Source organism: Streptomyces sp. NPDC001492 (assembly GCF_053597275.1).
Window position 1 is genome coordinate 48,857 of sequence record NZ_JBSFHW010000024.1, and the last position, 13,457, is coordinate 62,313.

Consider the following 13,457-nt stretch of genomic DNA (forward strand, 5'->3'; position numbering starts at 1 on the left):
CATGGCAGTCACGCCGCGCTCAGGCTCGGTCGCCGACCGGGCCCTTCCGTTCCCTTCAAGGCTGGGGCTTCTGCTCTGGTTCGTGCTGCAGTGGGTCCTCATTCCGGTGGAGTTCGTTGCCAAGCTGGTCTGGCTCCTCATGGTCATCTTCGGGGATGGCCATGAGGACGATCTGATGCGGCTCCTCAACGCTCCCGCCCGGTTCATATCCCCCAGCAAGCTGGCGCTCCGCCTCTCTCGCAGCCCGGCCAAGCACGAGGCTTCCTTGGACCGGGAGTTCGCCCGGCTCGCCGGGGAGATCGAGCGACAGCAATTCGGCTGGCGCACGACGATCTACCACTTCGTCACCCTGACCCACCTGTCTGACGGCGGACGCCTGAAGGGTGTCGCGCTGCATCCTCGTGCATTCCGGGGCACTCCGGTCAGTGTGCTGACCCGCCTGGCACACAAGCACCACCTCTCCCTGAACGTACCCACGGATCTGCGTAGCGGTGTGGAGCTGCGGCCAACCCACAGGAAGATTCTTTGATGTCCGCCCCGAGTAACGAGCTGCACTTGGACATACCCGGTGGGTTTCACTCACTGGGGCTCGACTTGGACGAAGAGGAGCGCGAGGAGCAACTCTGGTCCATCGCCGAGGAGATCTGGCCCCACGGCACCGACTTTCAGCGAGAAGTCACCTTTCTTACATATCGCGAAATGGCCGACCACGCCCTCGCCGAGAGTTCCTTCTACGCCGGCTTCTGCCTCGACGAGGCCCCTGATGGCCGACTCACCACCGCCTCACTGCTGGCTCGCCTCGACCCACTCGACGAGCCGGACGCCGAGCTCTCGGCACGCGGCCTCTTCGAGGCCCTTTCCGCGAACGACAACAACACGGTCGAAGAGATACGTGTCCCGGCGGGGCCGGGCGTTCTGGTCCTGTGCGGCCTTGAGTGGCAGTCGGATCCTGCAGATGACGCGGCTCCCTCGCTGCCACTGGCCAGAGCGGACGTGTACCTGCCTCTTCCCCGCATGCAACGACTCCTCGTCCTGAGCCTCACCACACCTTCTCTGCCCGATCTCCCCTTCTACGTCTCGCTGTTGTCGAAGTCCGCCCACGACCTGGCGGTCTCCAGCGGTGCAGAGGCCAGCTCGCAGTCGGGCTCGGACAGCGGGGACGAAGCGAGGAGTACCGTCGCCGATCACGTCAGGGCGGACTTCGGGTAGCACGAATCCGGGCTGGGACGGACAACAGGGGAACGAATGCTGCACTACATGCAAGATGCCGACGCACCGGGAACATTGGACACCGCCGCGCTGCGAGGGAAACTGACCGGCCGGGCATGGTGGGTCGCTATCCGCAAGGGCGGAATCTACGCGATCATGGCGTTCGGGGGGGGCGTCACTGGGTGCGGATCTGACTCGCGCCGGCCTGTCCTGGGTGTTCATCGTCATGGGGCCGTGCGTCTTCATCGGCATCATGGGAATGCTCGCCACGCTCAAGAGCATTCCGATCGCGATCCTCATGACGCGCAGTTGCCGCAAGACGCTGGCGCAGTACTCCTTCGACGCATTCTGGCCCGAGGTGGCCAAAGTGGACGGTGCCGAGGCGACCAGAGGCCACTCGAAGAAGATGACCCTCACGCTGCGGGCCGCCGGCGGCCAGGAGTCACCGCTGATGCGGATGGACGCCGTCCCCCCGTCCGTCGCGTGGCGCAACCCCTGGCCCGAAGGCATCGAGAACGGCGTCTACGTTGCGGGAGACCTGCCTTTCGGCGCGGTCGGCTACGTGCCGAACAGCGGGAGGTTCTTCCTCATGCAGCCCGATGACTGGGACGCGACCGTGCGCGACCGCAAGCAGGCGACCCCCGACCGTGTCACCCGGGCCCAGGACGCCGGCCTCACTCGAAGGATCATCTAGCCCCACATGTCCAACTCCCGCACCGCCTTCCGTACTCGAAGCCTCATAACCCGGGTGATCCTGTGGATCTGCGGCAGCGTCGCCGCGTTCGCCGCCACCTTCTGGGCCGTCACCGCTGCCGCCGATCTCGCCCTTTCCGCGGGCCTCTACGGCACGCCGGGCACGTACAAGGTGGACAGCTGCTACGACACCAACCCTCGCCGTAAGATCTTCAACGTCTCCTGCTACGGGGACTTCATACCGGACGGTGGCAGTGCCGACGACGCCGTCTACGTGCACCTCAAGGACACCGGGCACGACTACCCGGACGGCACCGAGTTCGATGCGCGGCAGGGCCTCGAACCACAGACGGTGCAGCGGGCCGGAATCCGGGGCGTCGTGGGCGAGCTGTGGCAGATTGGGTTCGCCGTGGCCGCCCTCGGCTGGCTCGCGTACCTGGTGATCAGGCCGCCCAGGTCGAGCAAACCGAAGCGAAGCCGGGAGCCTTCGCGGCGCGAGCAGGCGGCCCGGCGGGTGGGCGTCGGTGTCTTCGTCTGCGTCGTTGTGGGGGTTCTGGGCTGGGTCGCCAACCTCGTGGAGTCGATCACCTCCTAAATCCCTGCCGTCGCAACCAGTCCTCAGCCTGCGATACCGGATCGCTCATGGGCTCAGAACGACTTCGTGGGCCGTTGGCCGCCTCGACGGCTTCGTCGCTCATCATTCTCAAGACCCCGATCGCTCTTTCCACATGACTCGATGCTTCAGGAACACTGAACAGACTCCCATCGCGTCCATGGCCAGGGATCGACCCATCGGAGGCCCAGTCGGGGTTCCGAGCCGCCACCCCGCAGCTGATCACCAGCCAAACCCCGGACCTCACGCCACTCGTGTGAACGCAACCTCGAACGTGAAGAAACTGCGAATGTCGTTCAGTTGCTGTCGCGAAGCACTCAGTCGCCATGCCTAAGATGATCAGTGGCCGTGCTCCGTAATCGGGACACGGCCACAGCCATGCCGGAACGATGCACGCTGGGGATCACGCGCACATGAACTGCGGGGACGGGGACGCGCCGGGCCGCCAGCACGATGGTGAACCGACGGACATAGCCGAGCTGCAGGCTCAGATGGCCGCAATGTCCCGCGGCGCAGGAGACCCGGAAGAGCTGATCGCCGCGGTGCGCGGTGCGCCGCTGCTACTGGCCCTGCTCACGCCAGAGCAGTTGTGGACCTGCGAACTGGAAGAGACTCAGTGGCTGTTCGCCTTCACCACCACCGGTGAACTGCACGCCTTCATGCAGCAGAAATGGGATGCATCCCAACCCGGCGATCTACCGCCCGAACTCGCGCGACGCGCGGTGTACCTACGCGTCAACGGCGCCGAACTCCTCGAAGACCTCATCCCCGCACTGATGGAGCGCGACCGCGTGCCTTACGGCGTCGCACTGGATGTCACCTCCGCCCAGCGCACTCTCCTGCCCCCGCTGCCCGGCATCGTTCCCGACCATGCCGCTCTCGACCTCGATGCAGCCACCGGCGTCGGCGCGGGAGGTGCTGCGGCATGAGCGGCGGCGGCTACAGCGTCGACCCGGAGCTGCTCCAGCAGCTGTCGAAGAGCCTGAACGCAGCGATGGACGAGCTCAAGGAAGTGGCCGACGCCACCGACGCGACCACCGGTCAGGGCTTCGAGGATCTCGCGCTGCCGCCGAACGCCCTTGGGGCGGCACGCCCCGCTCAGGCGCTCAAGGACTTCGCGAGCCGGTGGTCCTGGGAGGTGCAGACGCTGATGGATGAGGGCAACGAGATTGCCGGGGCTCTCGATCTGAACGCCGGCTACTACCACGAGGCCGAGGAGTACGGAAAGGGTGTACTGAAGGACGTTGCCGCCTCCGTCGTCGCGGCTCCGACGACCACCTCCGAGCAGGCGCAGCAGATGTCCATGCAAGACCTGACCGCGGCCGCCAGGGAAAACTACAGCTTCCACTACTCAGGCGACGACTTCAAACAGGGTTCGACACAGGCCTACAAGTCCCTCACCGAGGAATGGGACGATGTGACCACCTCCGGCCAGACCGGACTCGAGATCGCCGCGGTCAAGAAGGCCGCCCTGCCCGGCACCGACCAAGACGGAGAATCCCGGTGAGCGGTCTCGGCCTACCCGGTTTGGACGGACTGGGCAAGGCCACCCAAGGCCTGCGCGACGGAATCGCCGACGGGGTGCAGTACGTCACCCATGGCGCCTCTGAAGGCCTGGACGCCGTGGGCGCGCACGACTTGGCGAAGAAGGCCGACGGCGCCGGCTCCTGGGTCGCCGACCATCTCGGCGCCAACACCAGCGAATTGGAGCTCGACGAGAGCGACGATCCGGACCAACTCCTGCACGGAGACGCCTCCCGCATCCGCGAGACCGCCGTCCACCTGCTGAAGTTCTCCGCCGCTTTTGAACGCACCGGCCAGTCCCTGCGGAAGATGGACGCCCATGACTGGCGCGGCGAGGCCGCCGACCGCTTCCGCGAGAAGGTCTCCACCCATCCCAAGCGCTGGCTGAAGGCAGCCGACGCCTTCGAAAAGGCCGCCTCCGCCATGGTCTCGTACGCCGAGACCGTGGCTTGGGCCCGTGGCCAGGCCAGGGAAGCCGTCGCGAAGTACAAGGCCGCCCAGACCCGTACCGACGCCGCTCGCGAGCACTACAACGCCCAGGTCGACGCCTACAGCAACGCTCTGTGGCAGCAGAACTCCTGGACCGGCACACGCGGCAACACTGACCAACTGCCGCCGAAACCCGGCGACTTCCAAGACCCGGGCGCTGACGAGCGCGCCGCCGCCGAACACCTCCTCAAACACGCCCGCCACCAGCGCGACTCCGACGCCGACACCCTGGCCGCGGCCCTCGAGAGTGCCTACTCGCAGGCACCGCCCGCCCCCCAGGGCACCGACCTCCTGAAGCGCGAAGTCTCCAACACACTGAAGAACACCATCGTCGGCACCGAGCACCGCCTCGGCGGCGTGGTCAAAGCCGGCACGTCCGTGCTCCGGCTCGCCCGGACCGTCAACCCCACGGACCCCTACAACATCAGCCACCCCGGCCAGTACGTCGCGAACCTCGCCGCCGTGGGCACCGGACTGGTCCACAGCGTCAACCACCCCACCGAACTGGTCAAAGGCTTCGTTGGCGATGGCTGGTCCACCGACCGCAACCAGGCCCTGGGCGCCCTCGCCACCAACTTCATCCCCGTCGGCGGCGCGGCCAAAGTCGGGGCCTCCACTGCCGCCCACACCGCCGAGAACAGCCTGGCCCACGCCGCCGAGAACACCTTGGCCCGCGACGCCGCCCACACCGGCACCACAGCAGCCGCCGATGCGAGCAAAGGCATGTCTGCGAACGCCGCCAAGACCTTTGAGGACTTCGGAGGCGGCCTCGACAACACCCTGTCCGGCATCGAGCACAACATCGACGCTGCAGCCCCTGATGCCGCCCAGGGCGTGTCGCACAGCGAAGTCCCGCAACTCCAGCACGCAGCCGAGTCAGCTACCGGCGACCTCGACAAAATCGGCGCCCAGATCGACGAGCTCCACGTCAACCACCCGGACTCCCCCACGGCCGCCGCCCATGAGCCCACCGCCCCTTCGCAGGCGGCCTCCGGTCACGCGACCCCGGAGACCGGACCCGTAAAGTGGACGGCTCCCCCCACCGGGAAGACCGCACCGCCTCCGGAAGCCGAGTTGGCACCGCCCAGCGGCCCATACGAGAGCGCCAACGCCAACAAGGCCTTCGACGACTTCGCGCCGAAGCCTTCGCCGGCCGCCGAGGCCGCTGGCCACGACCTTGACGCCATCGGCAAGAAAATCGACGAACTCCACGTCAATCAGCCGCACGATGCCCCCGAATACGCGCACGGCTCCGATACTCACGAGTCCTCAGGAACGGTAGATGCCGACTCCGGTCGGGGTCTCGGCGCCTCGAGCGACGTCAGGCATCTGACCAACGATGAGGCTTTCGAGTATGGATCCAAGAACTGGAGCGAATTTGTCAACAAACTGCCAGACGAACAGTACGCAGCTCTGCGCGAGTACTCGACTCACAAGTACGATGAAATCAACGGCTGGCTGAGAGGGCAGAGGGAAAAGACGCCTGAGCTGGAGAGTATAGCTCAACATATGGATGAGGCTCTGGCGAAATCACACATTCCCGAGTCGTTGATGGTGCGCCGTGGCACAGAAATCCAGCATTGGCTCGACCAGTTCGACGCTGACAACGCTAAGCAACTTGTTGGCCGCACACTCAGCGACAAAGGCTACTTTTCCACGTCCATCGGCGAAACACCTGCATTTGGCCACAAGCCTGTATGGCTCCATCTCGAAGTCCCGGAAGGTCACCCTGGTATCTGGATGGACCAGGTAGATGGCGCACGCAACATGATCACTGCCAACCCCAAAGAGCGGGAACTTCTTCTGCCGCAAGGCACGCAATTCGAGGTGACTCACGTCACCAGGGAATCCGGTAAGATTCACATCCACGGAAAGGTGCTGGAATGAGCAGCAATGAGGAGCACTCGGAGCGCCGCGGAGGCTCCCCCCTCTCGCAGGATGTGGTCGTTCACGAAATCTCGGCACCTGACGACTATCGGGGTCGATGCAAGGGGCCAGTTATGTACGCTCTAGTAGCGAACCCTGTAGGCGTTGTTGAAGCGCTGTGGGCCTCTGACGACCAGGAAGCCAGCGGCGGGGTAACAAACGAGGAGCAAGGAGACGAAGCCTGGAACTGTGGAATCTACTGGATCAAGAAACGTCGCATCGCAAAGACTCGCGGACTGAAACCAACGCAGTTTCTCGCAGAAATTCAAACTTCGCATGATTCGGGCGGATGGCCCTTCCCCGGGCGCGTACTCCCGGGGCCACTCCGGACAGCAGAGAGTCTGCAAGAGCTCAAGGAATACGTCGAGAACGAGCTGTCGCGCCCGAACGTGGCCGGGCGTGAGCTGCGCTCGTACGCGGGCGCACCGCACGAGGCGGAGTACTCCGCGAGCCATCAGGGCTTCGTCGTACCGACCACGGACGAGATCCGAAAAATGGCCGACTACGCACGCAACCCGAAGGCGCAGCGTTGGTGGACGGTCGTAGACCGCAGCTTCCCCGACTTGTACGCGGAGCAGGTCCCCCTCCAGCACGTGTTCGGCGGCTGGGTCATCGAACCGGACGGCAGCCTGAGCGACTTCATCATCAACCGGGAGTACCAGCCCACGCTGGTCGGCCTGGGGTGGCGTGCGGCGGTCAACGAGTTCGAGGGCAGCATCCAGCGCCGACACATGGGACGCGAGAGCGACACGGCGTTCAGCAAGCACTTCCGCTCAGCCGAGCTCGTCGTTCCCGTCGGCGAGGGCGGCAGCTACGCCATCGAGCGTGATGCGGCTGGTCAGCTGGTCCTGCCCGTGTACTCCAGCGAGGGCCACCTGCCAGCGGGCGAGCGGCGGTGGGCGCGGATGACCGGCGTCGAGCTGGCCGGCACACAGGATCCGGAGCTGATGCTGATCATCAACCCGGGTGGCCGACCTGAGACGCGGCTCACGCTGCGCCAGGCCGCCGCAGGCGTGTAGCCGAGCCGCGCAGTACGGCTACAGGGACCGCCCCTCGGCAAGGCTGGCGCCGTTTACTGTGACACGGTCGGTGTTCTCCGCGATGGTGCCGACGGTTCCGGGTGCGTTGGTTACCGACAGCTCATTCCCCTCCAGCCGGATGGAGAAGCCGCCGACGGGCAGCGGGAACCACAACGCCGGCTCGGCCAGTTCCGTGAGGACTTCCACCTGCGGCAGACACAGGCCGAGGCGACCAACTGGGTCCCGGCCGCGGTAGTGCAACAGGCGCTCCAGCTGTTGCTGAAGACCATCAAGGATCTGCGGCGACAGGGGATGGTGTACCTGCGGCTGCAGGAGATCGACCAGGTGACGGTGGCCGCGCTGGGCCGCGATGTCGACGGGGCGGAATCCATCGCTCGCGCGCAGACCGGACCAGGCCCCGTAGCCCTTCAGCAAGCGGATCGTGTCCGCGGACACTCCGTGCCAGGCCGCCTGGTGCAGGGCGGCGTATCCGCTGGCACCGCCGGGACGAGGGCTGTTGACCAGGGTGGGATGGGCGTGCGCGAGCTGCAGCACGACGTACCAGTTCCCATCCCGCGCCGCGTCCGCGAGCCGGTCGCGGACCGCCAGATCAGTCGCGGACAGCACCTCGCGCCTCGCGATTCCGTCCCACGCGGGCATCCCCTGGCCGTCCATAGCGATCATCCTAGTCACGGCCCGCTGTCGCCTCGCGTCCAGCCAGCAGGGGGCTCTGACGACTTGAAGGGGGGTCTGGCGCAAGTTCCTTCGCTGGTTTCGAAGTCCGCCGACGGCCTCTCTGTCAGCCGGTCACAATCCGGACGACGCCTGTCACCGGGCCAGATTGAGAAAACGCTGCCGGAATGGGCGACCTCGCTGAATGATCAGGGCTCGCACGTCATCGAATGCCCTGAGCACAACCAATCGCCGTCCGGTGGCTTGTCGAGATCGTCGATGGATTGGACGAGCCCCCAGGCCGCGTAGAGCACAAAGGCGACGCAGGCCGACATCAGCAGCCACAGCACCGCTTTCTTACCGGAGGGACGCCGCAGCCAAGAGCGATGACGGTATGTGCGGCCCGTGTCCGTCCCCGCTCCGTCCGACGCGCCTGCCTTCGTTTCACGTCCGGTGTGCTGACCGATGTACCGGGGACTCATGCGGAAGTCCTGATCGTGTCGGAGGTGCCCACGACGTCGAAGTCACGAGCCAGGCCGACGGAGTTGAGGTGCGCAAGATCGGCCTGCTCAAGTTCCATCTTGAACGGACCCCCGAACTTCTCCTGGGTGCGCCGGTGTTCACTGGGCACGCCCCAGTCGTAGCGCTTGTTCACTTCCACCTGGTACGTGATCTCGTCGCCGTGCTTCTCTCCGACAAGGCGGTACTGGAAATGGTTCAGGGCGTAGTACCAATCCATGCTGGAGTCGCCGTCCGCGGTGTTCGGGGCTGTCGACCCCCACTCAGTGGTGAACGGGCCGTCGGGGCGCTTCCGCACATCCTGCTCCAACGTCTTGTCCACGTCGCGATGGAACTGCGGAATATCCCGCATCATCTGCTGCGGCTCCACCTCGACAGTCTTGCCTGAGCCGTCGAGATAGTGCTTGACCAGGCCGGCGGCATTGACCCAGCCTCGAGCGGCCGCCGCTGCGCCGACGTTATTGAGCTGGTTGCGCACCATCCGGTCTTTGACGGTGGGTTCGAAAACGTTGTACCGACGGTCCTCTGTTTCGAAGTTGTGCGGCGTACCGAAGATCACCTTGAGGCTCGTCGTGAGCCACTCATCAATCTTGTTCACCTCGCTCAGAATTTCTTGGGCCCGGAGCTGGATTAGATCAGCAGCCTGCTTCTTCTCCTGGTACTTCGCCTCGCCGCTCGGGTCGTCACGGTCGATCAGGATTGACCACTCGACAACACCGTCATCGGCTATCTTCATCCCCGCTTCATGCGCATTGCTGTCGAGCTCGCGCGCGACCCGCTGCCAGCCTTCCAAACCGTCGGTACCTCCGGTTCCGCGTGCTCCGTCTGCCTCCTCGTCCAGAAACCTGCTCAGGGACTTGACCTCTGCGTCGAGCGCGTCGAAGCCGACCTGTATACGGTCGCAGTACTTCTGAGCCGCCTCTCCGCCCTCACCCCTCCAATGGTCCCTGTGCAACTTGCGCACAACGTCGTCGTGGAATCCCTCACGGGCCTGCCTGATCTTTCGGTGGATCACGTCGTTCCACCGGTCGGCGAACCTCTCCAGGCCGGCGACGTCCAACTCCAGGAGTTGTGAGAAGGTGACCACTGCTCTGCCCTTCAGCGGTAGATGCCGGAGATGTCGTGCGCCATACGGGTCTCGTTGCCGTCGTAGGCATCCGCGCTGCTGCGGAAGTTGTCGGAGGCGCGGTTCAGCCGGTCGCGCATCTCCTGGTTCAGGCGCTCCCAGCGCTCGTGCATGTCGTCGATGCTCTGCACGAATCCGAATCCGTGGGCTGCCCTCGCGAGGTCCTCGGCTGCGTCCTTCGCCTCCCCCAATGTCTTCCAGACCGTCAGAGAAGCCTCGTCACAGGCATCCGCACAGTCCCGCAGAAACGAGGAGGTCACTCCGACATCCGGATCCGATCCCCACGGAGGGGGCAGGTTCGGTCCCGTGGGCGACGGTGTCGGCTCAGGGCCGGAAGGTGACGGGCTCGGCTCGGCCGGTACTGGGTCCGGGTCCGGTGTCGGTCCAGGTGACGGCGACGGCATCGGCGTCGCGTCGGAGACCATGGAGTAGGACAGCCGTGGGTCTACGGGATCACTCATCGCATCCTCCGCGCACATACGCATTGCCGATCGCAACCATGACAACCATTCTCGCAAGAAGGCCGTTGGGCACGGGGGTTGGGCTGCTGGTCGTACCTTCCAGGTTCCACACCAGCTCACGCCATCATGGTCGCCATCCCCGTAGACGTCCTGAATTGGATCGCCATGGTCGCGGAGCCGAGTCTCTGACGAGCCGGCTGGGCGTCGGCCGATAAGGCACTACGGGGCTTCTATGTCAGAACAGGTGTCGGCTTTTAGGTTGCTGAAGGGCAACGGCGTGCCATTCGTGGATGTCGCCCATGCCATATTCGGATGGTGAGCCACGCTCCTCCATCCTTCACGTAACCGCACCGGATCGGTGAACGGCACAAGGTCAGCAGCCGTTGGCCTTTGCCACGATGGGGACGATCTTCTTCAGCAGCTGTGTGAGCGCCTTTCCCCTCTTGGACAGGTCCTTGGGGTAAAACGTAAGGATCTCCACGGAGAAGCTGGTTCGGGGTAGACCGTCCGACGGGTCGGACTTGTAGCCGGGACACGCTTCCACCGCCACAGCACCCCGAGAGTACAAGCCAACGTCGCCGGAAGCGTCGACTGTGACCTTATCGCTGCGCCCACGGCCGTAGTCGGTGGCCCTGTTCGTGGCGATCACGCGGGCAGTTGATGCGTCCGCGTGGAAGAAGGTGCTTACGAGGAGCGTCTTGTGGTTGTCGACCGCATAGTCGCACCCCGAGGCGTACTTGCCGTTAACGAGGGAGTCGCCGGTTTTCGACAGCTTGCTGCCGGGCGGGAAGAGGGGCTCGATGGCCTTCTTCCCGACGCGCACTCCACACAAGGTGTCAGGCAGGGTGTATTCGACTTCAGGTTTCTTTTCCCCAGAGCAAGCCGTAAGCAGAAGCGCGGCGAGTGGCAGCAATGTGCAGCCGATACGGCGGCTGGGGCGGCGGTCAGCCATGATATTGGTCCCCCCATTCGGCACCGGTGGTGTGGCTTTGGTCGACCTCTCGGCCCACGGCGTTTTGCAAGTTCTCACTCCCTCCGGAACGGGCGATGTCGGCGCGGACAGACTCACGCAAAGCCGACTCGCCGTTGGTGTAGTTGCGCCCCGCCTCGCTTTGGGCCTCGCTGGTGGTGTCCCGGTACAGCCTGCTGGCCACGCTTTCCTGGACGTCCTCGACCACCCAGCCGACAGCGTCGCCGGCCACGGGGATTTTCCCAGTCGCGAGTCCGAGACCGCGACCAACCCACTTGTTCGCGGTGTCGACGCGTTCGTTGTAATCGGCGTCGTCGTGCGCGTGGGTGTCGTGAACGGCGTGAGCGCGGGCCGCGCTCATGATGCCTGCCACCTCGGCTCCAGGATGAGCGGCGGAAGAGACGCGCTGAGCGAGGGAAACTTCGCTGTCCTGTGGGCCCTTGATTTCTGCGTCGATGACGGCAGAGGTGTAAGCCTGCTGAGAACCGGTGATTGCAGCGTAAGCGTCTGGGTCCTGGCTGACCTGGTAGAGGAACTCCTTGGTCGCCTCGGGGTCCAGATCAGCGTTCGCACCTTGGACGGGCAAACTGTCCTGGCCGCTGATTGAGCGCTGAATGTCGCCCATGTAGTCGCCTCCGATGTTGCCAAGACTGTCGCTTGCAGCTGCGTAGGGGGCGGTCCCGTCGTCGTTGTTGAGCAGTCCTCCGGCATCGGGGCCGCTGAATTTGTTGATCACCTGGGCGGCCAGGGCAGCCTGATCCTGGGTGTGGGCAAGCGAGCCGGTGGAAGGGTCGGCGCCGGCGGGACGGCCAGTCGTGGCTGCTTCGAGGGCGTGGCCCAGCGAGTCGGGGAAGTCGCTCATGGACTTCTTCGCGGCGTCGGGGTCGTGGCCGGTGATGTCAGGGAAGGACTGGTAGTCCTTGTTGACGAGGTAGTCCAGGTAGTTACTCGCGCCATGGATCTCGGACAGCTCGCCCTTGTGAGTGCCGTCCTCGGCGTATGCCTCCATCGGCGGCGTGAAGTAATCAGTGGCGGCCTGCGGGCTGTGTCCCAGGGCCTCCAGGACGCTGTTCATGGGGTCGTAGCCGGCGCCGTTCTTGCCAGAAGGGTTGAAGCCGTACTTGGGGTCGCCGATGTCGTTCTTCGTGCCGGCAAAGAAGTACGGGTCCTTGTCGTGGAGTTGGGTGACGTGCTCCGCGATGGGGGTGAGGAAGGACGAGTCGTAGTCGCCGTAGCGGAGGATGCCGCCCAGGAGCTGGTAGCCGTAGGGGCCCTCGCTCATGCTGCCGTCGTACAGCTGGATGTGCTGCGTGCCGAGTTTGCGCAGGTCGGCGGTCCACTGCTCGGACAGGTGGGGCTTGTTGTCCGGGTCGGTGGCGGTGGCCAGGGTGTTGCCCATGTTCTGCTGCATCTGCTGGAGCAGTTCTTTGCGTTCGTCGCTGGCGCCGCTGGTCTGCAGGGCGAGCTGGCCGTAGTCCCGGAGAGCGCCTTCCTGGCCGAGCTGCTTGTAAAAGTCAGTGGCGAAGGCCGGGTCGTTCTGGTTGGCCTTCATCAAATGGTTGAGATCCTTGAGCTCGCCGTCGGTGAGCTTGTCGCCCTTCCTCATCAGCTCGGCCGCGTGCGTGGCGTCGGCGTTGTCCAGTGAGGTGACGACCTTCGAGTTGAAGTCGGTCTTGTTTCCGCCGAGGTCGCGGCGCAAGGCCCAGCAGGCGGTGTCGTCGGCGTCGGCTGCTCGCTGGAGGACGCGTTCGATGCGGCGGGCGAAGGCGTCGCAAGCCTCGTGTTGTTGGCGGATGATGTCCTGGGCGTCGGGGTCGTGGTGGCGCATGGGGTCCTGGGACATGTCGTTGCGCGGGGTGACGACGCCGGTGGGGCTGACGACGAGATCCTGCTCCTTGGCCTCGACGTTGGCGAGGTGGTGGAGGTCGTCTTTCGCCTTCTTCAGCTCCGTGTGGAGTGTCGTGAGGACACCGGCAATGCCCTGCGCTTCCTTGTGGGCGTCCGCGAACTCCTGGTGGGCAGCACGCACGTCGTTGTCGGCCTTGGCCGCCGTCAGGACCGGCTGCGTCCAGCCAGCTTGCTTGAAGGGGCGGGCGACCTGATCACCGTATGCCGTGTGCAGCCCCTTGAACTTGGTGACGGTTTCCTCCCAGCGGTCAGCGGCCGCTTTGAGGTTGCTGAGGTTGAGGTGATACAGCTGCTCGTACGTCGGCATGAGCTCGGCGAGTCCCCGTGA

Annotated in this window: 13 protein-coding genes; 8 read left to right on the top strand and 5 right to left on the bottom strand. The window is 65.0% G+C overall.

The window, feature by feature from the left end:
• The first annotated feature begins 1 nt into the window (after window position 1).
• The 8 genes from ACWC1K_RS28510 to ACWC1K_RS28545 all read left to right on the top strand — a co-directional run bounded on the left by ACWC1K_RS28510 (window position 2) and on the right by ACWC1K_RS28545 (window position 7,473).
• A complete protein-coding gene (locus tag ACWC1K_RS28510; RefSeq protein ID WP_450835469.1) occupies window positions 2–529 on the top strand; it encodes a hypothetical protein in 528 nt (175 codons plus the stop codon).
• Window positions 529–1,209 (top strand): hypothetical protein, encoded by a 681-nt coding sequence (locus ACWC1K_RS28515; protein WP_450835471.1) that lies wholly within the window; start codon window positions 529–531, stop codon window positions 1,207–1,209. The genes ACWC1K_RS28510 and ACWC1K_RS28515 overlap by 1 nt, the downstream gene beginning before the upstream one ends.
• Before the next feature lie 214 nt (window positions 1,210–1,423).
• Window positions 1,424–1,903 (top strand): hypothetical protein, encoded by a 480-nt coding sequence (locus tag ACWC1K_RS28520; protein WP_450835473.1) that lies wholly within the window; start codon window positions 1,424–1,426, stop codon window positions 1,901–1,903.
• Window positions 1,904–1,909: 6 nt separating this feature from the next.
• Complete coding sequence (locus tag ACWC1K_RS28525; protein ID WP_450835475.1) at window positions 1,910–2,497, top strand: hypothetical protein; 588 nt, start codon at window positions 1,910–1,912, stop codon at window positions 2,495–2,497.
• 431 nt (window positions 2,498–2,928) lie between these two features.
• Window positions 2,929–3,444, top strand: a complete 516-nt coding sequence (locus ACWC1K_RS28530; RefSeq protein WP_450835476.1) for a hypothetical protein — start codon at window positions 2,929–2,931, stop codon at window positions 3,442–3,444.
• The gene (locus ACWC1K_RS28535) at window positions 3,441–4,022 is read left to right on the top strand and encodes a hypothetical protein (protein ID WP_450835478.1); all 582 of its coding nucleotides are present in this window, start codon (window positions 3,441–3,443) and stop codon (window positions 4,020–4,022) included. The genes ACWC1K_RS28530 and ACWC1K_RS28535 overlap by 4 nt, the downstream gene beginning before the upstream one ends.
• Window positions 4,019–6,415 carry a putative T7SS-secreted protein gene (locus ACWC1K_RS28540; protein ID WP_450835480.1) on the top strand — a complete coding sequence of 799 codons (2,397 nt, stop codon included), beginning with the start codon at window positions 4,019–4,021 and terminating at the stop codon, window positions 6,413–6,415. The genes ACWC1K_RS28535 and ACWC1K_RS28540 overlap by 4 nt, the downstream gene beginning before the upstream one ends.
• A 428-nt stretch (window positions 6,416–6,843) precedes the next feature.
• The gene (locus tag ACWC1K_RS28545) at window positions 6,844–7,473 is read left to right on the top strand and encodes a hypothetical protein (protein WP_450835482.1); all 630 of its coding nucleotides are present in this window, start codon (window positions 6,844–6,846) and stop codon (window positions 7,471–7,473) included.
• Window positions 7,474–7,491: 18 nt separating this feature from the next.
• Here the strand turns inward: ACWC1K_RS28545 and ACWC1K_RS28550 are convergent, their stop codons facing one another.
• The 5 genes from ACWC1K_RS28550 to ACWC1K_RS28570 form a co-directional block, all read right to left on the bottom strand.
• A complete protein-coding gene (locus ACWC1K_RS28550) occupies window positions 7,492–8,148 on the bottom strand; it encodes a hypothetical protein (protein WP_450835484.1) in 657 nt (218 codons plus the stop codon).
• 475 nt (window positions 8,149–8,623) lie between these two features.
• Window positions 8,624–9,751 (bottom strand): hypothetical protein, encoded by a 1,128-nt coding sequence (locus tag ACWC1K_RS28555; protein WP_450835486.1) that lies wholly within the window; start codon window positions 9,749–9,751, stop codon window positions 8,624–8,626.
• Between the two features lie 11 nt (window positions 9,752–9,762).
• Entirely contained in the window at window positions 9,763–9,921 is a 159-nt protein-coding gene (locus ACWC1K_RS28560; protein WP_450835488.1) for a hypothetical protein, read from the bottom strand.
• A 703-nt stretch (window positions 9,922–10,624) separates the two neighbouring features.
• A complete protein-coding gene (locus ACWC1K_RS28565) occupies window positions 10,625–11,074 on the bottom strand; it encodes a hypothetical protein (RefSeq protein WP_450835489.1) in 450 nt (149 codons plus the stop codon).
• Window positions 11,075–11,195: 121 nt separating this feature from the next.
• Complete coding sequence (locus ACWC1K_RS28570; RefSeq protein WP_450835491.1) at window positions 11,196–13,436, bottom strand: hypothetical protein; 2,241 nt, start codon at window positions 13,434–13,436, stop codon at window positions 11,196–11,198.
• Window positions 13,437–13,457: the final 21 nt, after the last annotated feature.

What these genes read in the sequence shown, in the direction of transcription:
- ACWC1K_RS28510 (WP_450835469.1), top strand. Translation starts at nt 2, where the DNA reads ATGGCAGTCACGCCGCGCTCAGGCTCGGTCGCCGACCGGGCCCTTCCG.
- ACWC1K_RS28515 (WP_450835471.1), top strand. Translation starts at nt 529, where the DNA reads ATGTCCGCCCCGAGTAACGAGCTGCACTTGGACATACCCGGTGGGTTT.
- ACWC1K_RS28525 (WP_450835475.1), top strand. Translation starts at nt 1,910, where the DNA reads ATGTCCAACTCCCGCACCGCCTTCCGTACTCGAAGCCTCATAACCCGG.
- ACWC1K_RS28530 (WP_450835476.1), top strand. Translation starts at nt 2,929, where the DNA reads ATGAACTGCGGGGACGGGGACGCGCCGGGCCGCCAGCACGATGGTGAA.
- ACWC1K_RS28535 (WP_450835478.1), top strand. Translation starts at nt 3,441, where the DNA reads ATGAGCGGCGGCGGCTACAGCGTCGACCCGGAGCTGCTCCAGCAGCTG.
- ACWC1K_RS28550 (WP_450835484.1), bottom strand. Translation starts at nt 8,148, where the DNA reads ATGGACGGCCAGGGGATGCCCGCGTGGGACGGAATCGCGAGGCGCGAG.
- ACWC1K_RS28570 (WP_450835491.1), bottom strand. Translation starts at nt 13,436, where the DNA reads ATGCCGACGTACGAGCAGCTGTATCACCTCAACCTCAGCAACCTCAAA.